Origin of the sequence: Streptomyces sp. NPDC005962, from assembly GCF_040629205.1 — a bacterium.
Taxonomy (GTDB): Bacteria; Actinomycetota; Actinomycetes; order Streptomycetales; family Streptomycetaceae; genus Streptomyces.
The window spans coordinates 1-16,152 of record NZ_JBEXVE010000021.1 but is presented as its reverse complement, the minus strand read 5'-3'; the positions used below and the strand labels follow the sequence as shown (position 1 = coordinate 16,152).

The window sequence follows — 16,152 nt, the reverse complement described above, 5'->3', positions numbered from 1 at the left end:
GTACGGGGAAACCGGTACGGGGAAACCGGTACGGGGAAACCGGTCGTCACGCGAGCTGGGAGAGCTGTTCGCGCACCCAGACGGGATCGGGGTTGACGTGCGCCTGGCCTCCCACGACGACGGTCGGCACGGTCTCATCGCCGTCGTTGACCGCCCTCACCGCCGCCGCTCCGGCCGGGTCGCGCCAGATGTTGACCCAGTGCGCCTTCCGGGCGCGACGGCCCAACCGGGTACGCAGCCGCACGCAGTACGCGCAGCCCGGCCGCCAGTAGACCACCGGACGGCCGTCGGCCGCGCTGCGGCGCCGCGCCTCCGGCTCGCTCACCGACCTCGGGAAGATCAGCGGCGAGTTCACGCCCGCGAGCACCGCGAACACCAGCCAGAGCGCCACGGCCGCGACGGTGTCCCCCTTGAAGAGCAGCACAGCCGCGACGGCCGAGCCGCAGAGCACGATCAACACCGGCAGAATCCACGGACGCCTCATGGAGACGCAGGCTATCGATCCGTCGGGGCGGGGTTCACCCCGGCGAGGAGTTCCGCGAAGGTGCGGGCGGCGCTGCGGGAGGTGAAGAGGCGGTCGAGCCTGGCGCGGGCCAGTCCTCGCCGGAAGGAGCCGGACTCGGCGTCGTCACCGGCGTCGTCACCGGCGTCGTGGAGGGTCCGGGTCAGCCAGTGGGAGAACTCCTGGTCGTTCCAGACCCGGCGGAGGCAGCGCCGCGAGTAGGCGTCCAGGCCGGTGTCGTCGTGGTCGTGGACGGAGTCCCGGACGGCGCGGACGAAGAGGTCCGCGTCGTAGAGGGCGAGGTTCATGCCCTTGCCTCCCAGCGGGGAGACGATGTGGGCGGCGTCGCCGACGAGGAAGAGGCGGCCGTACCGCATGGGGTCGTGGACGTGGCCGCGCAGCCGGAAGATCTCGCGGTCGGTGATCGGCCCGGCGACGAGGGCGGGGTCGGCGAACCGGGTGCGCAGGGCGTCCCAGACGCGGCTGTCGGGCCACGCCTCGGGGTGGTCGTCGGGCGGGCACTGGAGGTAGTAGCGGCTGGCGTGCGGGCCACGGGCGAAGTGGGCGGCGAAGCCGTGGGAACTGACGGCGAGGAGCGGGCGGGCCGGGGGCGGGGCGTCGGCCAGGACGGTGAGCCAGCCGATGCCGTGATCGAAGGTATGGGTGGTGAGAACGCCGTCGGGTACGGCGGTCCGGCTGACGCCACGGTCACCGTCGCAACCGGCGACGAAGGCACACGTGAGGGCGCGGCGCGTGCCGTCGGCGGCGCGGTAGCGGACGGTCGGGCGGTCACCGGCCACATCGTGCAGGGAGATGTCGGCGGCCTCGAAGCGCAGGTCGCCGCCGTCGGCGAGGTAGGCGGCGGTGAGCTTCTGGACCAGCATCTGCTGGGTGCAGAGGCGGGCCCGGGGGCCTTCGGAGCCGTCGTCGTCGGACACGAGGTGGCTCTCGCCGTCCACGCGGAACTCCATGAAGCCGTCGGACGGGGGGCCGCCGAGGACTTGATCGGCCAGCCCCCACGAGGTGAACATCCGCACGGCGCGGGTTTCGACGATGCCCGCCCGCTGGCGCTGCGCCACGCGCTCACCGGACCGGCGTTCCAGGACCACGCAGTCGATGCCGCTGCGCCGCAGCAGGTTGGCGACGGTCAGCCCGGCCGGGCCCGCGCCGATCACCACAACGGTGGTGGATTCGGGCGACTCCCGCTCGTTCGTGGATTCGGGCGACTCCCGCGATTCCCCCGGCTCCCCCGACTCCCCCGATTCCTCCGGCTCCCGCGCTTCCCCCGGCTCCGTGCGCTCTTCCGCCACTTGGCCACCTCCCGTGTCGGCCCAGGCCGGGCATCCGCGCTCTGATCGTCTCCAGTCCGGCCGGTACGGACAAGACCACCGCGACCCGCCCTCCAGAGTTCAGGAGACCGGCCGGGAGTCCGACCAGACGCTCTCGAACTCCTCGCGGTAGGTGCCGAAGAGCCCGCCGTCGCCCTCGTTCGGGTCGCGCCCCTCGCGCACCACCTCGTGGCCACGGCCACGGCCGCCGCCGCGCAGCACCAAGACCGGGGCCTCCATGCCACGGGCCTTGCGCAGATAGGACTGGACGACCGCGAGACCGTCGGAGCCGTCGCCGTTGACCAGGTAGGCGGTGAAGCGGGGGGTCTCGTCGAAGACGTGGATCTCGAAGGCGCCCGGGTCGCGCAGGGCGGCACGCACCCGGCGCATATGGAGGATGTTCATCTCCACCGAGCGGCTCAGCTCGCCCTTCTTGAGCCCCAGTTCGCGCTCGCGCCTGCGCACCGCGCTGCTCGCGGGGTTGAGGAAGAGCAGCCGGGCCCGGCACCCGGCCTCGGCCAGCCGGACCAGGCGGCGGCCGGAGTAGTTCTGGACCAGGAGGTTAAGCCCGATGCCGACCGCGTCCAGCCGCCGGGCGCCCGCGAACAGGTCCTCGACGGGCAGCTGCCGCTGGAGCCGCACCCGGTCGGAGTGGACGCCCACCACGTCCGCGTACCGGTCGCCGACCAGGTCCTCGACGGCGTCGATGGGCAGCCGGTCGGTGGCGGGGTTCCCGGTGCCGCTGCCGAGGATCTCCAGCAGCCGGGCGGAGGCGCGCTCGGCCTGGGCGAGCACGGTCCCGGACAGGGCGCGGTTGCGGGAGACGACGTTGCGGGCGACCTCCAGCTCGTCGAGAGCCAGCTCCACCTCGCGCCGGTCGTCCAGGTAGGGCTCGAAGCACGGCCAGTGCTGGACGAGGAGCTCGCGCAGCTGGGGCAGGGTGAGAAAGCTGAGCACGTTGTCGTCGGCCGGGTCGAGCAGATAGCCCTTGCGGCGGCTCACCTCCCGTACCGCCACGGCCCGCTGCACCCACTCCTGGCCGGCCGGTCCGGCGGCGGCGATGACCCAGTCGGCGCCGTGGACGGGTTCGTAGATCGGCCGAAGCACCGCGCCGACCACCGCACGCAGCCGCTGTTCGACCAGATTCAGCCAGATGTAGGCCCGCCCGGCCCGCCGTGCCCGCGTCCGCACCTCGGCCCAGGCGTCGGCGCCCCAGTCCAGTTCCGCTCCGATCTCCATCGGCCGCACCAGGGACACCGCGCCGGGGGGTGCCTCGGTGGAGCCGTCGCCCCCGGGACCTCCGTCACCAGGGGGCAGCTCCAGCCCGCCCGAGCTCACCTGTGCACCGCCTTCCGCCCCCGCTCCAACGATCACCGCAGACTACTGCTCGGCAGGGGGCGGTGCGACACTCCGGTCGGGCTGAAGGTCAACCTTATTCTTGTGTATGGCCGTTGTGACCGGAGAGTGCAGGCGGCGTCAGCGGGTTCATCGCGGTCACATCGCGGGGCGCGAGCTGGAAGCCCTGCCAGTGCAGCGGCATCGGTTCCTGGTCCTCATCACGGGCGATGTGGTGGAACCCGATGTTGACCCACACCACCGGGTGGGTCAGGGTCTGGCCATTGACCCATTTGTCGACGCTCTTACCGGCCCCGGCACCGCAGTTCGCCAGATTGTTGCTCGCAAACTGTTCACATTTGTTGTACTGCGTGAAGTAGACGTCGTGCTTGGTATAGCTGCGTCCCTGGTACTTGCTGGTGTGGCCGGGAACGATCTCGTAGCTGCGCGGATGGCCGTCCTTGTTCTTGCCCGCCGTGCTCACCACACGCCACCAGCGCGACCCGGCCGCGTCGCCCGCCAGCTCCTTGCCGACCGGGGTTCGGGTGGTCTTGGTCGTGGGGGTCCGGCCGGCGGTGACCGTGGTCTTGGAGTCGTACTGCTCGACTTTGCTCTTCGGCGAGCCGTCGAGGCCGAAATTCAGCCGCCAGAAGACGTTGTGGGCATGGCTGGTGGCGTAGTCCTTGGCGCCCTTGCCGATCGGCCAGCCCCGGCCGTCGCCCGCGTCGTAGTCCACCGGGGAGAGCGTGCCGGTGGCGCCGACCTGCATCGACATGGTGCCGTCACCGGCGAACCGCCACTCGGTGATGTACTCGTACCAGCCGACCTGGTTGACGGTGTAGACCAGCAGGTCCTTGCCCTGGGCCTGGTAGAGCTTCTGGCCGTCGTTCATGCGGTAGGCGTGGCCGCGGGCCCGGGTGGTGGCGCACAGGCCCTTGATGTTCGGGTGGGCGGGGTCCCAGGCGTCCGGCACCCGTACGGTCTTGATGGTGCCGCCGGGGCATTCGGCCGGGGCCAGCTGCTGCAGCCCCTGGGCGAAGCCCTGCCCGGTGAGGTCGTCGTACTCGGCCTTGCCGTCGTCGTACGGGACGTGGATCTGGCCGAGCTTCGCCGACGTCAGCACCTTGATCGGGCGGGCTTCGCCCTTGGGCTGATACGAGACGTCGTCGAGCACCAGCCCGGCCTTGCTCTCGTAGTGCCAGCACATCCGCCAGACGGTGCCGCCGTCCAGGGTCTCCTGGATCTGGTAGGCGGCGCTGCAGTCCGCGGCGGCCGCCGGGGCCTTGGCCGGTGTCCGCGGCGCGGCCTGCGCCGGTCCGGCGGCGACGGCCACCGAGCCGATCAGCGCCGAGGCGCCGAGGGCCGCCGCGAACCGGGTGCGGGTCCTGCTCAGCCTTCTTTCACGCATGGCACGCATGGCACGCATGGGGTTGGCTCCTGTCACAGAGGGGGTGAGGGCGCGGGGCGTACGGAGGGGTCCTACGAGCCCGGCTGTGAGGGCGCGGGGCGTACGGAGATGTCCTACGAGCCCAGCCGGGCGACGGAGCGGGCGCTGAGGTCGATCACCAGCTGCCGGGTGTCGATCCAGGGGCCGCCCGCGATCCTGGTGAACAGCCGTACGCAGCGGTGCTTGCCGCAGTCCCGGGTGGCGGCGGGGCCCGGGCCGTCCACGCCCGTGCGGTAGACGAAGCCGGTGACGAGCAGCTGATCGGGGCTGGTCAGCGCCTTGCCGGTGGCGTCCTTGAAGTCGTTCTTGAGCCCCTGACCGAGCTTGTCGGCGATCAGCAGCCGGGCCGCCTCGCGCGCCTCGTCCCGGTCGGGCGGCGGCTGGACGCCGCGCTGGGTGTCGGTGTGCTCGACCTTGCCCGAGCCCAGGTCGACGGTCTTCGTCACATAGGTGTCGTCGCTGTAGTCGTAGAACGTGACGTCGGCGCGGCGGGGCGGATCGGCCGCGCCGGCCTCGTCCGGAGTCAGTTCGGCGAGGTCGGTGGAGAGCTGCTCCGGGCCCCGGCCGCCCGTGACGTCCTTGCCGCTGCTCTGGAAGGCATGGCCGAGCGCGAGCGACCGGGCGCGCTTCAGCTCGGTGTCGGTGAGCGGGTCCCGGCCGGTGCCGGACTTCACCTGGACGGGCGCGGACTCGACCACGCCGGGGAACTGCCGGGCCGCCTGCCCCTGCTCCGCCGCGGAACTCTGCGGTCCGCCGCCCTTCCCCTCGTCGCCGGACGCGCTGTCCGGCAGCGTCACCCCGATCATGACCGCCGACGCCGTGGCGGCCACGGCCGCGCCCGCCATCAGTCTCCCCAGATGGCGATGGTTCAACTTGCGCACGTTCTTCCCCAATCCCCCCAGTGATCCCATCTATCTGTATGCCCCGGGATAGCCGGATATCGCATACCTCAAGGTCACTCGGTAGGACGAACCGATATGGCCGTAGGTTGCCTCCGTTACGCGGAAGTTCCGCGGAAACCGCCGTTCTCGCGCGGAAGTTGGGAAAGGATGCGTCGTCGGTCGGTCCGGTCCGGGGTCGGCGGTGCGCGCGGCCCCGGGAGAAGAAGTGGAAGAGTCGCCGTATGCAGGTCTGGCCGGGACACGCTTATCCCCTGGGCGCCACGTACGACGGCGCCGGAACCAACTTCGCGGTGTTCTCCGAGGCCGCCACGCGGATCGAACTGTGTCTACTGCACGACGACGGCTCGGAGACGGCGGTCGAGCTGCGCGAGACCGACGGGTTCGTCCGCCATGCCTATCTGCCGGGCATCATGCCCGGTCAGCGCTACGGCTTCCGGGTCCACGGCCCGTACGAGCCGGAGCACGGAGACCGCTGCAATTCAGCCAAGCTGCTGCTGGACCCGTACGCCAAGGCCATCAGCGGAAAGATCGACTGGGGCGAGGAGGTCTACGGCTACCACTTCTACCGCCCCGACAAGCGCAATGACCTGGACTCGGCCCCCCACGCGATGGCCTCGGTCGTGGTCAATCCGTACTTCGACTGGGGCGACGACCGGCCGCCGCGCACCGACTACCACCGCACGGTCATCTACGAGGCCCATGTGAAGGGCCTGACCATGCGCCATCCACGGCTTCCGGACGAGCTGCGCGGGACCTACGCGGCGCTGGCCCATCCGGCGATCATCGAACATCTGACGGAACTGGGCGTCACCACGCTGGAGCTGATGCCCGTACACCAGTTCGTCCACGACCACCGGCTGGTCGACGCGGAGCTCGCCAACTACTGGGGCTACAACACCATCGGTTTCTTCGCCCCCCACAACGCCTACGCGTCCTGGGGCGACCGGGGGCAGCAGGTGCTGGAGTTCAAATCGGCGGTGCGGGCGCTGCACCAGGCGGGCATCGAGGTCATCCTCGACGTCGTCTACAACCACACCGCCGAGGGCAGCCACCTGGGCCCGACGCTCTCGTTCCGGGGGCTGGACAACGCCTCGTACTACCGGCTGACCGAGGACCGGCGGTACTACATGGACACCACCGGCACCGGGAACTCCCTGCTGATGCGCAGTCCGCAGGTACTCCAGCTGATCATGGACTCGCTGCGGTACTGGGTGACCGAGATGCGGGTGGACGGCTTCCGCTTCGATCTGGCGGCGACGCTGGCCCGTCAGTTCCACGAGGTGGACCGGCTGTCGTCGTTCTTCGACCTGGTGCAGCAGGACCCGGTGGTCAGCCAGGTGAAGCTGATCGCCGAGCCGTGGGACGTCGGCGAGGGCGGCTACCAGGTGGGGAACTTCCCGCCGCTGTGGACCGAGTGGAACGGAAAGTTCCGGGACACGGTGCGCGATCTGTGGCGCGGTGAGCCGCGCACGCTGGCCGAATTCGCCTCCCGGCTCACCGGCTCCTCCGACCTCTACCAGAACGACGGCCGCCGCCCGCTCGCCTCCGTCAACTTCGTCACCTGCCACGACGGCTTCACCCTCCGCGACCTGGTGAGCTACGACGAGAAGCACAACGAGGCCAACGGGGAGTCCAACCAGGACGGCGAGAGCTACAACCGCTCATGGAACTGCGGCACCGAGGGCGAGACCGACGACCCCGGGGTCCGGGCGCTGCGCCGCCGCCAGATGCGCAACTTCATCGCCACCCTGATGCTCTCCCAGGGCGTGCCCATGCTCAGCCACGGCGACGAGTTCGCCCGCACGCAGGACGGCAACAACAACGCGTACTGCCAGGACAACGAGGTCTCCTGGGTCCGGTGGCCGCTCGCCGGCAAGGACGCCGCCGAGGGCGACCGGGAGGCCCTGGAGCTGCTCCGCTTCACCCGCTCCCTGATCTGGCTCCGCCGCGACCACCCGGTCTTCCGCCGCCGCCGCTTCTTCCACGGCCGCCCGGTGGAGGGCACCCACGACGAGCTGTCCGACATCGCGTGGTTCACCCACGAGGGCGAGGAGATGCGCCCGCGCGACTGGCAGGCCGCCCACGCCAAGTCCCTCGCGGTCTTCCTCAACGGCAGCGCGATCTCCGAGCCGGGGGTGCGGGGCGAGCGCATCACCGACGACTCCTTCCTGCTGCTCTTCAACGCCCACCACGAGCCCCTGGACTTCGTCGTCCCCGTCGACCACGGCAAGCAGTGGCAGGTCATCGTGGACACGGCGATCCCGGAGGGCGTGGAGCCGGGCAGCGGCCAGAAGGTCGCCGCGGGCGACCGGCTGACCCTGCTGGACCGCAGCCTGACGGTCCTCCAGCGCCCGGCCTGAGGGGCCTTGGGTATCGACCCGTTCCTCTTGGGGTATCGCCCCGGCGCGACGAGGATGGGCGGATGCCTGACAAGTCGCGTGCCCATTCGTTCAACGCTGCCGCCGCGCAGTACGCCGCGAACCGCCCTTCTTACCCGCCTGCCCTCCTGGATACCGTCGAGGAGCTCATGGGACGCCCCCTCCCCGGCGCCCGGGTCGCCGACATCGGCGCGGGCACCGGAATCGCCACCGCCTTACTGCACGAGCGCGGCGCCGATGTGATCGCCGTCGAGCCGGGTGACGGCATGGCTGCCCAGTTCCGCCGCATGCTTCCGGACCTGCCGATCGTCCGGGGCGACGGCAATGCCCTGCCACTCGCCGGCGCCTCCTGCGACCTGATCACGTACGCGCAGTCCTGGCACTGGACCGATACCGACCGGTCCGTCCCCGAGGCGCTGCGCGTCCTGCGTCCGGGCGGCGCGCTGGCGCTCTGGTGGAACACCACCGCCTTCGACGTGCCGTGGATCGCCGCCCAGGCCGAGCGCATCACCACCCGTTGCGGAGCGAGTTCGGTCCCCCAAGCGCGTCCCGACGACAGCAGTGCCGTCCGGCTCGCGGGCCTCTCCGGTCTCCACTCCACGCGCCGCCAAATGCGCTGGAGCCGAGCCGTTCCCCTCGACACACACCTCGCCAACATCGCCAGTTATTCGGCGTTTCTCGTTCTCGGCGAGGCCGATGCCCAAGCGTTCCTCGCTGACGAGCGCGGTCGCCTGCGCGAGATCTTCCCGGACGGGACGGTGGAGGAGACCTACCTGGTCGACCTGCTGGTGGCCACCTCTTCCTGAAGCCGCAGCGCGGGCCGGGCAGAGGCCCCGGAGGGAAGCCGGGCGCACCCGGATGGGGGTGCGGCATCTCATGAGGCGCCCCGCGCGGGTACGTACGTTCATATGATGGCTGACCGAACCCCGGCTCATCCCGCCCCGGCTTACCCCACCGCGCCCACCGCCACCTACCGGCTTCAGCTCCAGCCCGGTTTCCCCTTCGCGGCCGCCGAGCGCGCGGTCCCCTATCTGGCCTCCCTCGGCGTGTCGCATCTGCACCTCTCCCCCGTCCTGGAGGCCTGCCCCGGGTCGACGCACGGCTACGACGTCGTGGACCCCACCGCCGTACGGGCGGAGCTGGGCGGCGAGGAGGGGCTGCGCGCCCTCGCCCGCACGGCCCGCGCGCACGGCCTCGGGCTGATCGCCGACATCGTGCCGAACCATATGGCGGTGCCCGTTCCGGAACGGCTCAACGGGCCGCTGTGGGGGGTGCTGCGGGACGGCCCCGAGTCGCGTTACGCCCGGTGGTTCGACATCGACTGGGCCGAGCACAGCCGCAAGGTGTTGCTGCCCGTGCTCGGCGGGCCGCTCGGCGACGAGCGGGAGCGGCTGCGGCCCGGGGACGACGGGGTGCTGCGCTACTACGACCACGAGTTCCCGCTGCGGCCCGGCACCGAGCGGCTGCCGCTCGCCGAGCTGCTGGACGCCCAGTGGTACCGGCTCGGCTGGTGGCGGCTGGCCCGCACCGAGCTGAACTACCGCCGCTTCTTCACCATCTCCGAGCTGATCGCGGTACGCGTCGAGGACCCGGAGGTCTTCGACGCGACCCACGCCAAGCTGCTGGAGCTGCTGCGCGACGGGGTGATCGACGGGCTGCGGGTGGACCACCCGGACGGCCTCGCCGACCCCGAGGGCTACCTGCGGGCGCTGGACGAGGCGGTACGGGCGGCCACGGGCGGCGAGGGCCGCTGGACCGTCGTCGAGAAGATCCTCGCCCGCGACGAACCACTGCCCGCCTCCTGGCCGGTCGCCGGGACCACCGGCTACGACGCGCTGCACCACATCGACGGCCTCTTCGTCGACCCGGACGGCCTGGAGAAGCTGACCGCCGCCTACCTGAGCTTCACCGCCGCCCCGCCGGACCGTGGCGGCGACTGGTCGGCCACGGTCCGCCGCGCCGCCGAGCACGTCGTGACGCATGAACTGGCCACCGAGGTGGAACGCCTGACCCGCACCGCCGCCCGGATCTGCGCGGCCTCGATGCCCCTGCGCGACCACGCGCCCTGGGCCCTGCGCACGGCGATCCGCGCACTGCTGGTACGGCTGCCGGTGTACCGCCCGTACGCCACGGTCGACGCCCCGGCGACAGGGACGGACGCCGAGCTGCTGCACCGGGCCGCGCGGGACGCCCATACCGCCTTCACCGTCATGGACGAGGCCCGGGCAGTGGACACCGTGCGGGACGCGGCGCTCGGCAGGCTCGGCGACGGCCCGGACCACCACGACTTCTGCGCCCGCTTCGCCCAGACCGCCGCCGCGCTGCGCGCCAAGTCCGTCGAGGACACCGCCTTCTACCGCTACACCCCGCTGCTCTCGGCGGCGGAGGTGGGCGGCAACCCGGGACACCCGGCCGTCTCCCCCGAGGACTTCCACGCCTTCGCCGCCCGGACGCTGCGCGACTGGCCGACGACCGGCACGGTGCTGACCACCCACGACACCAAGCGCAGCGCGGACGTACGGGCCCGGATCGCGGCCCTCACCGAGTCCCCGGCCTGGTGGGGACGGCTGCTCGCGGACCTGGCGCCCCAGCCGGAGGCCCCCGATCCGCACCTCGCCTGGACGGCCTGGCAGACCGCGCTCGGCCTCGGCACCCCGGACCCGGAACGCCTCGTCCCGGCGGTGCACAAGGCGGTCCGCGAAGCGGGTCTGCACACCACCTGGACCGAGCAGAACGCCGCCTACGAGGACGCCGTGACCGCGTACCTGGAAGCCGGACCAAGCGACCCCCGCTCCCCGGCATGGGCGGCGTTCGAGGCCGAAATCGCCGCCCCCGCCCGGGCCAACACGCTCGGCGCGGCCCTGCTGCACCTGACCATGCCGGGCGTGCCCGACCTGTACCTGGACACCGAACGCGCCTACCGCGCCCTGGTCGACCCGGACAACCGCCGCCCGCCCACCCTGGACGCCACCCCACCGGCCGACGACCCGTTGTCCGCCGAGAAGCTGCTGCTCACCCGCGCGGCGCTGCGGCTGCGCCACGACCACCCACACTGGTTCGGCCCCGGCAGCCACTACACCCCCCTGATCGCCGCGGGCCCGGCATCCGCCCACTGCGTAGCGTTCCTCCGCACAGCCGCCACCGACGCCACCGACGCCACCAACACCGGCGCCATCACCATCATCACCCGCCTCTCCCACCGCCTCACGGAGTCAGGCGGCTGGGACCCCCGCACCCACCTCCCCCTCCCTCCCGGCCCCTGGCGAAACCTGCTGACCAACCGAACAGCCGAGACCCCCACCCCGCTGGCCGACCTCCTGGACCAACTCCCGGTGGCCCTCCTGGTTCGTTAACTCAGCCGCCCCAGTAGTCCGCAAGCATCTCGCCCGGCCAGCTGGGCCCGGACACCTCGCCTCGTGGGCCCATCTCCTTGAAATAGGGCGCGAGGTCGAGAACAGGGCTGCCGTCGATGGCGTCCAGGTCCGTCACGTGAAGATCCAGGCCGTCGACCTTCAGAAGACGGGGGAAGGATTGGGCAAGTTGATTCGGTCGACGGTGATTGCGATGCACGAACGTTCCCGTGGCGGGCCACCTGGGGTTGTTCCGCGGGCTGCGAGCATGCAGGGCGACATCATCAGGCGAAGCCTTGTGGAAGTGCCACACGACCAGCAGGTGCGAGAACTCGTCGAGACCTCGGACCACCTCCGCCGGGAAGCTCGGATCGAGCCGGATAACAGCCGTGCCGCTCCAGTGGTCGTCCGTCGGCTCAGCGCGCCCGCCGACGACAGTCCCGATGGGCTTGATTTCGAGCGCACCGATCATGCTCTTCCCCTCAATCCGTCTCCGGTCCAGGTGTACGGAGGACTGCCCGCGCCCCGCACCCCTTGTGCGATCAATCTACTCGGGACAGGTACGCGGCGGCTCGGGCATCGAGCTCGCTGATGAACGGGACTCCACGAGGCCGGTACGGGGACAACAACCTGCGCATATTCACCACGGTGTCCCTGGCCCTACCGGAGTAGACGCCGTCCTCCATGGCGTCCAGTGCCCGCGACCAAGTCGAACAGGCCTCCTCGAGGCTGCCCTGAGATGCCTGAACCGAGGCAAGGTAACCAAGGGTGACTGCATGGGTGCGGCGGAAGCTGGATGCCTTCCGTGTCTTTACGCTACGACGGAACTCCCTCACCGCCCCTTTGGGGTCGCCGCTGTCGCGAAGTGTGCACGCCGTCTCGTGCGCAAGGCTTGCCTCCGCGAAGAAGAAGGTCCGGCTCGGTTCCTTGATGTCGGGGGTGGCCGCCGTCAGATCATCTTCCGCCTTCAGCAGCGCCTGGGCAGCGGCATGCTTCTGACCAGTCGCCGCAAGACTGCGGGCGTAGATGACTCCAAGGAGTGCCCGCTCGCGCGGAGTAGCCAAGTTGTACCGCTTGTCGTTCATAGATGCTGTTGCCAGGTGCAGGGCTTGCTGATGATGTCCGAGGTCCACGGCTTGGTGGGCCATGGCACGGAGGATGTGCCCAACGAGCGGTGGGTTGTCGGCAGTTGCTGCGAGCTTCACCGAGAGGGTGAAATAGTGCTGTGCGATGGCGTGCTGCTGGTTATCGAAGGCCATCCAGCCGGAGAGGTAAGCCAGTTCCGCCGCTGCCGAGAACATGTCGCGGCGTACCTGGGCGTTGGAGAAGTGGCCGCTGAGGAAGCCTGCAACGTCCGTTCGTAGATACTCGACGAGGGCTCGGCGACCGTGGCCTCCGCCTCGCCGCTGATCGATTCGGGAGAAGGTTGCCACTATCTCTTGAACGCTATCGACGTCGCTGCGCCCTACCTTGCGAGCGCGCGAAAGTTCACGATCGGGCCGGTGAGCAGCCATATCCGACCACCATGCCTCCTGGGGCAAAGTGAGTCCCGCAACCGAGTACACGGTGTTCGACAGCACGTGCCGACGGATCACATCCAAGTCGAGCCTCCCTAAGTCGGTCAGCGCGATCAACGGATCGACGCGCCAATCCATCGCGCTGCGCACCGACGAGGTGGGAGCTGCAAACCCGAGTTCATCCATGGTGATAGCTCGACCAAGACGGCGGGACAGCGCCTCGCACAAGATTACGGGGGCCTGTCCCGACGGGATGGACCCACCCACCCACATAGTGATGTGGCCACGACCAATGTGAGTGAGGTCCTCGGTGCCATTCTGCTGGGCCACCCGTACGAACGCGGCAGCGGCCTGCGCGCGAGACCAGCCAGCTTCGCCCAGGAGACCGGCCAGGCGTTCGTTCCGTGTGCGCGCCATTCGGGCCCTCCTCGCGTTCAAGTGATTCTTCACCACACTTACCACCATGGAACCTCAAGCGACAGCAGGATGTTGTGGGAAGTGAGCTGAAGGTAGCCATCAATCATGCCGCTGTGCACCAAGACGCGCAAAATGATCTTTTACCAGTTTGACCACCTTCCCGACCGTGGAGACCTCCCCGCGGGGCTGGAAACAGGGTTTGCTTGGTGACCCGATGACAGACCGGCAGCGAGGGAGGTTCCTGGTGAGTGAGAAGCCTTCCCCGCACCGCGTTCTGGAGGTGTGTACGATCCGCGAGGCGGTGAATCGGGCCCTTAAATCAGCCTCGCTCAACTTGTCCTTGGGGACAGCTGAGAGTGATCAGATCCGCCACTACATCACGGTATTGATCCCGGCAGTGGAAGAAATGGCGAACCGTCGCGACAGCGGCCTCCTCCCCATCGAAGGCGCGGCCATCAGCAATGCCCGGGTGTGGCTTCAGACCCCTCGACAGTCAGACAGTTGGCAGTATCTCGCACGGGCAGCTCGTGATCTTGTTCATCTGCTCGACGAAAATGCAACGTCGGCGTGCGATGCGATTCCTGGAGATTGGCGGGTCCGACAATTCCGCTGGATGGAAGTGGTGTTCACTTGCAAGGCGCGAGACTTCGGCGAGGGCCTGCGTCCCGAGGATGCGCTTCGTGTCAGGGAGATGCGTGGACTTGCCTCAGCTTGGTTGCGGGATCACCACCTTCCCGAACTCTTTGAACCCGTCACACTCGCAGTCAGCGAACTCATCACCAACGCCCTCGAACACGGCCGCGGCGAGAGCGTCGGTTTCTCAATGGGCTATCAGGACGGCGCAGTCGTGATCCGAGTGAGGGACGAGTCTTCTGAACGTCCGCAGAGGCGAGACACCGAACCGCTTTCCGAGAGCGGGCGGGGAATTCATCTCGTCACATGCATCGTCGCCGAGCACGACGGTGACTGGGGAACGTCTCCAGACGGCACGACCACTTGGTGCACCTTCGCAGCCCCATCCCGAGCATGAACCTCTCCATGAAAACAGCCATCGTCCGTCCTCTCAACGGCACAACTGACCACCATTCACACCGCCCAGAGGCAAAAGATGAACCAGAGCCGACCAGGTGACCCGACCGTCCCCGGACACTCAGCCGGTCACCACCATCACCAAGCCGCGGCGACAGCATCGGACAGCGCCTACAAGGCACTGCAGCCGGACGCCGCCCGCGTATACCGGCTGTTCGCCTCGCTGCCCGCCTTCGACATCGACCCCGACATGGTTGCGGCGGCCTGCGTGCTCCCGCGCGAGAAGGCCGCCACGCTGCTCGAAGCCCTGTCAGCGGCCCACCTGCTCGAAGAATTCGGCCACCTTCCGGGCCGGTCCGGACCTGTGTACCGACTTCACGACGCCGTACGCGACCACGCCCGGGCCCAGGAAGACGAGGGTCGGCAGGGAGCGGTCCGGCGTCTGCTGGACTGGTACCTCATCTGCGCCACCGAAGCAGAGAGAAGGCTGACCCCCAGCCATTGCCGCCTGGACCGCGACTACGTCTACCTCACCGAGCAGATCCCGTTCAACGACGACATCGGGGCCAGGGCCTGGCTCGACTCCCAGCACCACAACGTCATGCAGGGCGCGCGCCAAGCCGAGGCATCAGGGATCGACACGATGGTCTGGCAGCTGGTGCACGCAATGTGGCCCTGGTGGCGCTGCCATCACCACTACGCGCTGTGGGATGAGGCACACCCGATGGCCATCCGGGCCGCCGCTCGATGCGGTGCCCAGGAGGCTGAGCGCGTCCTGCTCAACACCTGGGGCGTCGGCTTGCGCTCCAGCGGTCGGCACCGCGATGCCATCGACTGCTTCGGCCAAGCCCTGGCCCTGGCCGACGGAGCGGACGATCGGCGCATGCAGGCGCAGGCCCTGTACGAGCTTGGCGTCACTCGTCACGCGATGGGCAGCGCCGATGAGGCCGAACTGCTCCTCATCCGAGCCCGGCAAATGCGGCTGGCCCAAGGCGACCGGCGCGGCGCGGCACTCACCGAGATCATCCTCGGCCGCATCCGTCTGGAGGCCCGGAACGTCCCAGAGGCGATGGACCACTTCATGACCGCGCGCTCGGTGCTGGCTGACTGCGACTCTTTCGACGCCGCCCGCGCCCTGGCATGGCTGGGCCGAGCGCACGCCCTCCTCGGCGTCTTCCCCGAGGCAGTGCGCCTGCTGCACCAGGCGCGGAAGGAGTTCGAGGAAGCCAACTCACCACGCTGGATTGCCCGGACACTGGAAATGCTGGGCCAGACTGCCCAGGACCAGGCACACACCGCCCATGCCACCCAGTACTACACGGCATCCCTGGAGCGGTACGACCAGATCAATCCGCAGGATGCGGAGAGACTGCGCCAGCGCCTCCGAGAGCTGACATGAGTCACTGCGCCTGGCCGACCGGTGACCCTATCCGGGCCGTAGGTCCTGGCCAGCGTTATAAGACGGGGTGCGCCCCCGAACGACGGTGACTGCGGTGTTCGCGCATCCGGCTGCACGCTGCACGACGGCAGCCGGATACGGGAGCCCCGCGCTCCCCTGCTCGCGCGTCGCGCAAGCAGTACCGCCCAGCATCTCGGAGGCACTGAGATGACCGTTCAGATTGCCAAGAAGACCGCCCCGGCCACCGGGCCGACCACCGCCACTTTCCCGTTCTCGGACGAGGAGTGGCAGCTCGACGTGTCGATCACGGACGCCCCGCGTCCGGTGGCGTCGGACGACTGCGACACCAGCGACGGTTGCGAGTCGACGTGCGATTCATCCTGCACCAGCGACTGATCTGACGCACAGCAGCAGCCGCGCCCTGGCGGGCCGGGGGGACTCCCCCCGCCCCCCCGGGCCCCCCCCTTCCCGCCCCGGTTAGCCCGGCCCCATTTCACGCGGTTACCCGCGCGCCCCGCGCGCCACCGATCCAGGCACCTGCGGTAGCG

13 protein-coding genes are annotated in these 16,152 nt (G+C 69.6%); 6 read left to right on the top strand and 7 right to left on the bottom strand.

Features of this window, described 5'->3' with window-relative positions; genetic code table 11:
- Positions 1-46: 46 nt before the first annotated feature.
- The 5 genes from ABZ370_RS29185 to ABZ370_RS29165 form a co-directional block, all read right to left on the bottom strand.
- The gene (locus tag ABZ370_RS29185; protein WP_358626473.1) at positions 47-484 is read right to left on the bottom strand and encodes a glutaredoxin domain-containing protein; all 438 of its coding nucleotides are present in this window, start codon (positions 482-484) and stop codon (positions 47-49) included.
- A gap of 11 nt (positions 485-495) precedes the next feature.
- The gene (locus ABZ370_RS29180) at positions 496-1,680 is read right to left on the bottom strand and encodes a 4-hydroxybenzoate 3-monooxygenase (RefSeq protein WP_358626696.1); all 1,185 of its coding nucleotides are present in this window, start codon (positions 1,678-1,680) and stop codon (positions 496-498) included.
- A gap of 231 nt (positions 1,681-1,911) precedes the next feature.
- Positions 1,912-3,168, bottom strand: coding sequence for an SAV2148 family HEPN domain-containing protein (locus ABZ370_RS29175; RefSeq protein ID WP_358626471.1), 1,257 nt, complete (start codon positions 3,166-3,168; stop codon positions 1,912-1,914).
- 94 nt (positions 3,169-3,262) lie between these two features.
- Entirely contained in the window at positions 3,263-4,573 is a 1,311-nt protein-coding gene (locus tag ABZ370_RS29170; protein ID WP_358626469.1) for a copper amine oxidase, read from the bottom strand.
- A 113-nt stretch (positions 4,574-4,686) separates the two neighbouring features.
- The gene (locus tag ABZ370_RS29165) at positions 4,687-5,457 is read right to left on the bottom strand and encodes a Tat pathway signal sequence domain protein (protein WP_358626467.1); all 771 of its coding nucleotides are present in this window, start codon (positions 5,455-5,457) and stop codon (positions 4,687-4,689) included.
- A 278-nt stretch (positions 5,458-5,735) separates the two neighbouring features.
- Between ABZ370_RS29165 and glgX the strand changes: the two genes are divergently transcribed.
- The 3 genes from glgX (at position 5,736) to treY (ending at position 11,245) form a co-directional block, all read left to right on the top strand.
- Complete coding sequence (glgX, locus tag ABZ370_RS29160; protein ID WP_358626465.1) at positions 5,736-7,874, top strand: glycogen debranching protein GlgX; 2,139 nt, start codon at positions 5,736-5,738, stop codon at positions 7,872-7,874.
- Positions 7,875-7,936: 62 nt separating this feature from the next.
- Positions 7,937-8,698: a methyltransferase domain-containing protein gene (locus ABZ370_RS29155; protein ID WP_358626463.1), complete on the top strand. Its 762-nt coding sequence runs from the start codon at positions 7,937-7,939 to the stop codon at positions 8,696-8,698.
- Between the two features lie 102 nt (positions 8,699-8,800).
- A complete protein-coding gene (treY, locus tag ABZ370_RS29150) occupies positions 8,801-11,245 on the top strand; it encodes a malto-oligosyltrehalose synthase (RefSeq protein WP_358626461.1) in 2,445 nt (814 codons plus the stop codon).
- A gap of 1 nt (position 11,246) precedes the next feature.
- Here treY and ABZ370_RS29145 read toward each other — a convergent pair whose 3' ends face one another.
- Together ABZ370_RS29145 and ABZ370_RS29140 are read right to left on the bottom strand one after the other, a co-directional pair.
- Entirely contained in the window at positions 11,247-11,711 is a 465-nt protein-coding gene (locus ABZ370_RS29145) for an SAM-dependent methyltransferase (RefSeq protein ID WP_358626694.1), read from the bottom strand.
- 73 nt (positions 11,712-11,784) lie between these two features.
- Complete coding sequence (locus ABZ370_RS29140; RefSeq protein ID WP_358626459.1) at positions 11,785-12,945, bottom strand: Tat pathway signal protein; 1,161 nt, start codon at positions 12,943-12,945, stop codon at positions 11,785-11,787.
- 475 nt (positions 12,946-13,420) lie between these two features.
- On the opposite strand from ABZ370_RS29140, the gene ABZ370_RS29135 reads away from it, so the two are divergent.
- The 3 genes from ABZ370_RS29135 to ABZ370_RS29125 all read left to right on the top strand — a co-directional run bounded on the left by ABZ370_RS29135 (position 13,421) and on the right by ABZ370_RS29125 (position 16,000).
- Positions 13,421-14,206, top strand: coding sequence for an ATP-binding protein (locus ABZ370_RS29135; RefSeq protein WP_358626457.1), 786 nt, complete (start codon positions 13,421-13,423; stop codon positions 14,204-14,206).
- 78 nt (positions 14,207-14,284) lie between these two features.
- On the top strand, positions 14,285-15,604 hold the full coding sequence (locus ABZ370_RS29130) for a tetratricopeptide repeat protein (RefSeq protein ID WP_358626455.1): 1,320 nt from the start codon (positions 14,285-14,287) through the stop codon (positions 15,602-15,604).
- Positions 15,605-15,811: 207 nt separating this feature from the next.
- Positions 15,812-16,000, top strand: a complete 189-nt coding sequence (locus tag ABZ370_RS29125) for an FxLD family lanthipeptide (protein ID WP_358626453.1) — start codon at positions 15,812-15,814, stop codon at positions 15,998-16,000.
- Positions 16,001-16,152: the final 152 nt, after the last annotated feature.

Excerpts from the sequence above, each read along its gene's own strand:
- glgX (WP_358626465.1), top strand. The coding sequence starts at position 5,736 with ATGCAGGTCTGGCCGGGACACGCTTATCCCCTGGGCGCCACGTACGAC.
- ABZ370_RS29130 (WP_358626455.1), top strand. The coding sequence starts at position 14,285 with ATGAACCAGAGCCGACCAGGTGACCCGACCGTCCCCGGACACTCAGCC.
- ABZ370_RS29140 (WP_358626459.1), bottom strand. The coding sequence starts at position 12,945 with ATGGATGAACTCGGGTTTGCAGCTCCCACCTCGTCGGTGCGCAGCGCG.
- treY (WP_358626461.1), top strand. The coding sequence starts at position 8,801 with ATGATGGCTGACCGAACCCCGGCTCATCCCGCCCCGGCTTACCCCACC.
- ABZ370_RS29165 (WP_358626467.1), bottom strand. The coding sequence starts at position 5,457 with ATGGCGGGCGCGGCCGTGGCCGCCACGGCGTCGGCGGTCATGATCGGG.
- ABZ370_RS29125 (WP_358626453.1), top strand. The coding sequence starts at position 15,812 with ATGACCGTTCAGATTGCCAAGAAGACCGCCCCGGCCACCGGGCCGACC.
- ABZ370_RS29170 (WP_358626469.1), bottom strand. The coding sequence starts at position 4,573 with ATGCGTGAAAGAAGGCTGAGCAGGACCCGCACCCGGTTCGCGGCGGCC.
- ABZ370_RS29155 (WP_358626463.1), top strand. The coding sequence starts at position 7,937 with ATGCCTGACAAGTCGCGTGCCCATTCGTTCAACGCTGCCGCCGCGCAG.
- ABZ370_RS29185 (WP_358626473.1), bottom strand. The coding sequence starts at position 484 with ATGAGGCGTCCGTGGATTCTGCCGGTGTTGATCGTGCTCTGCGGCTCG.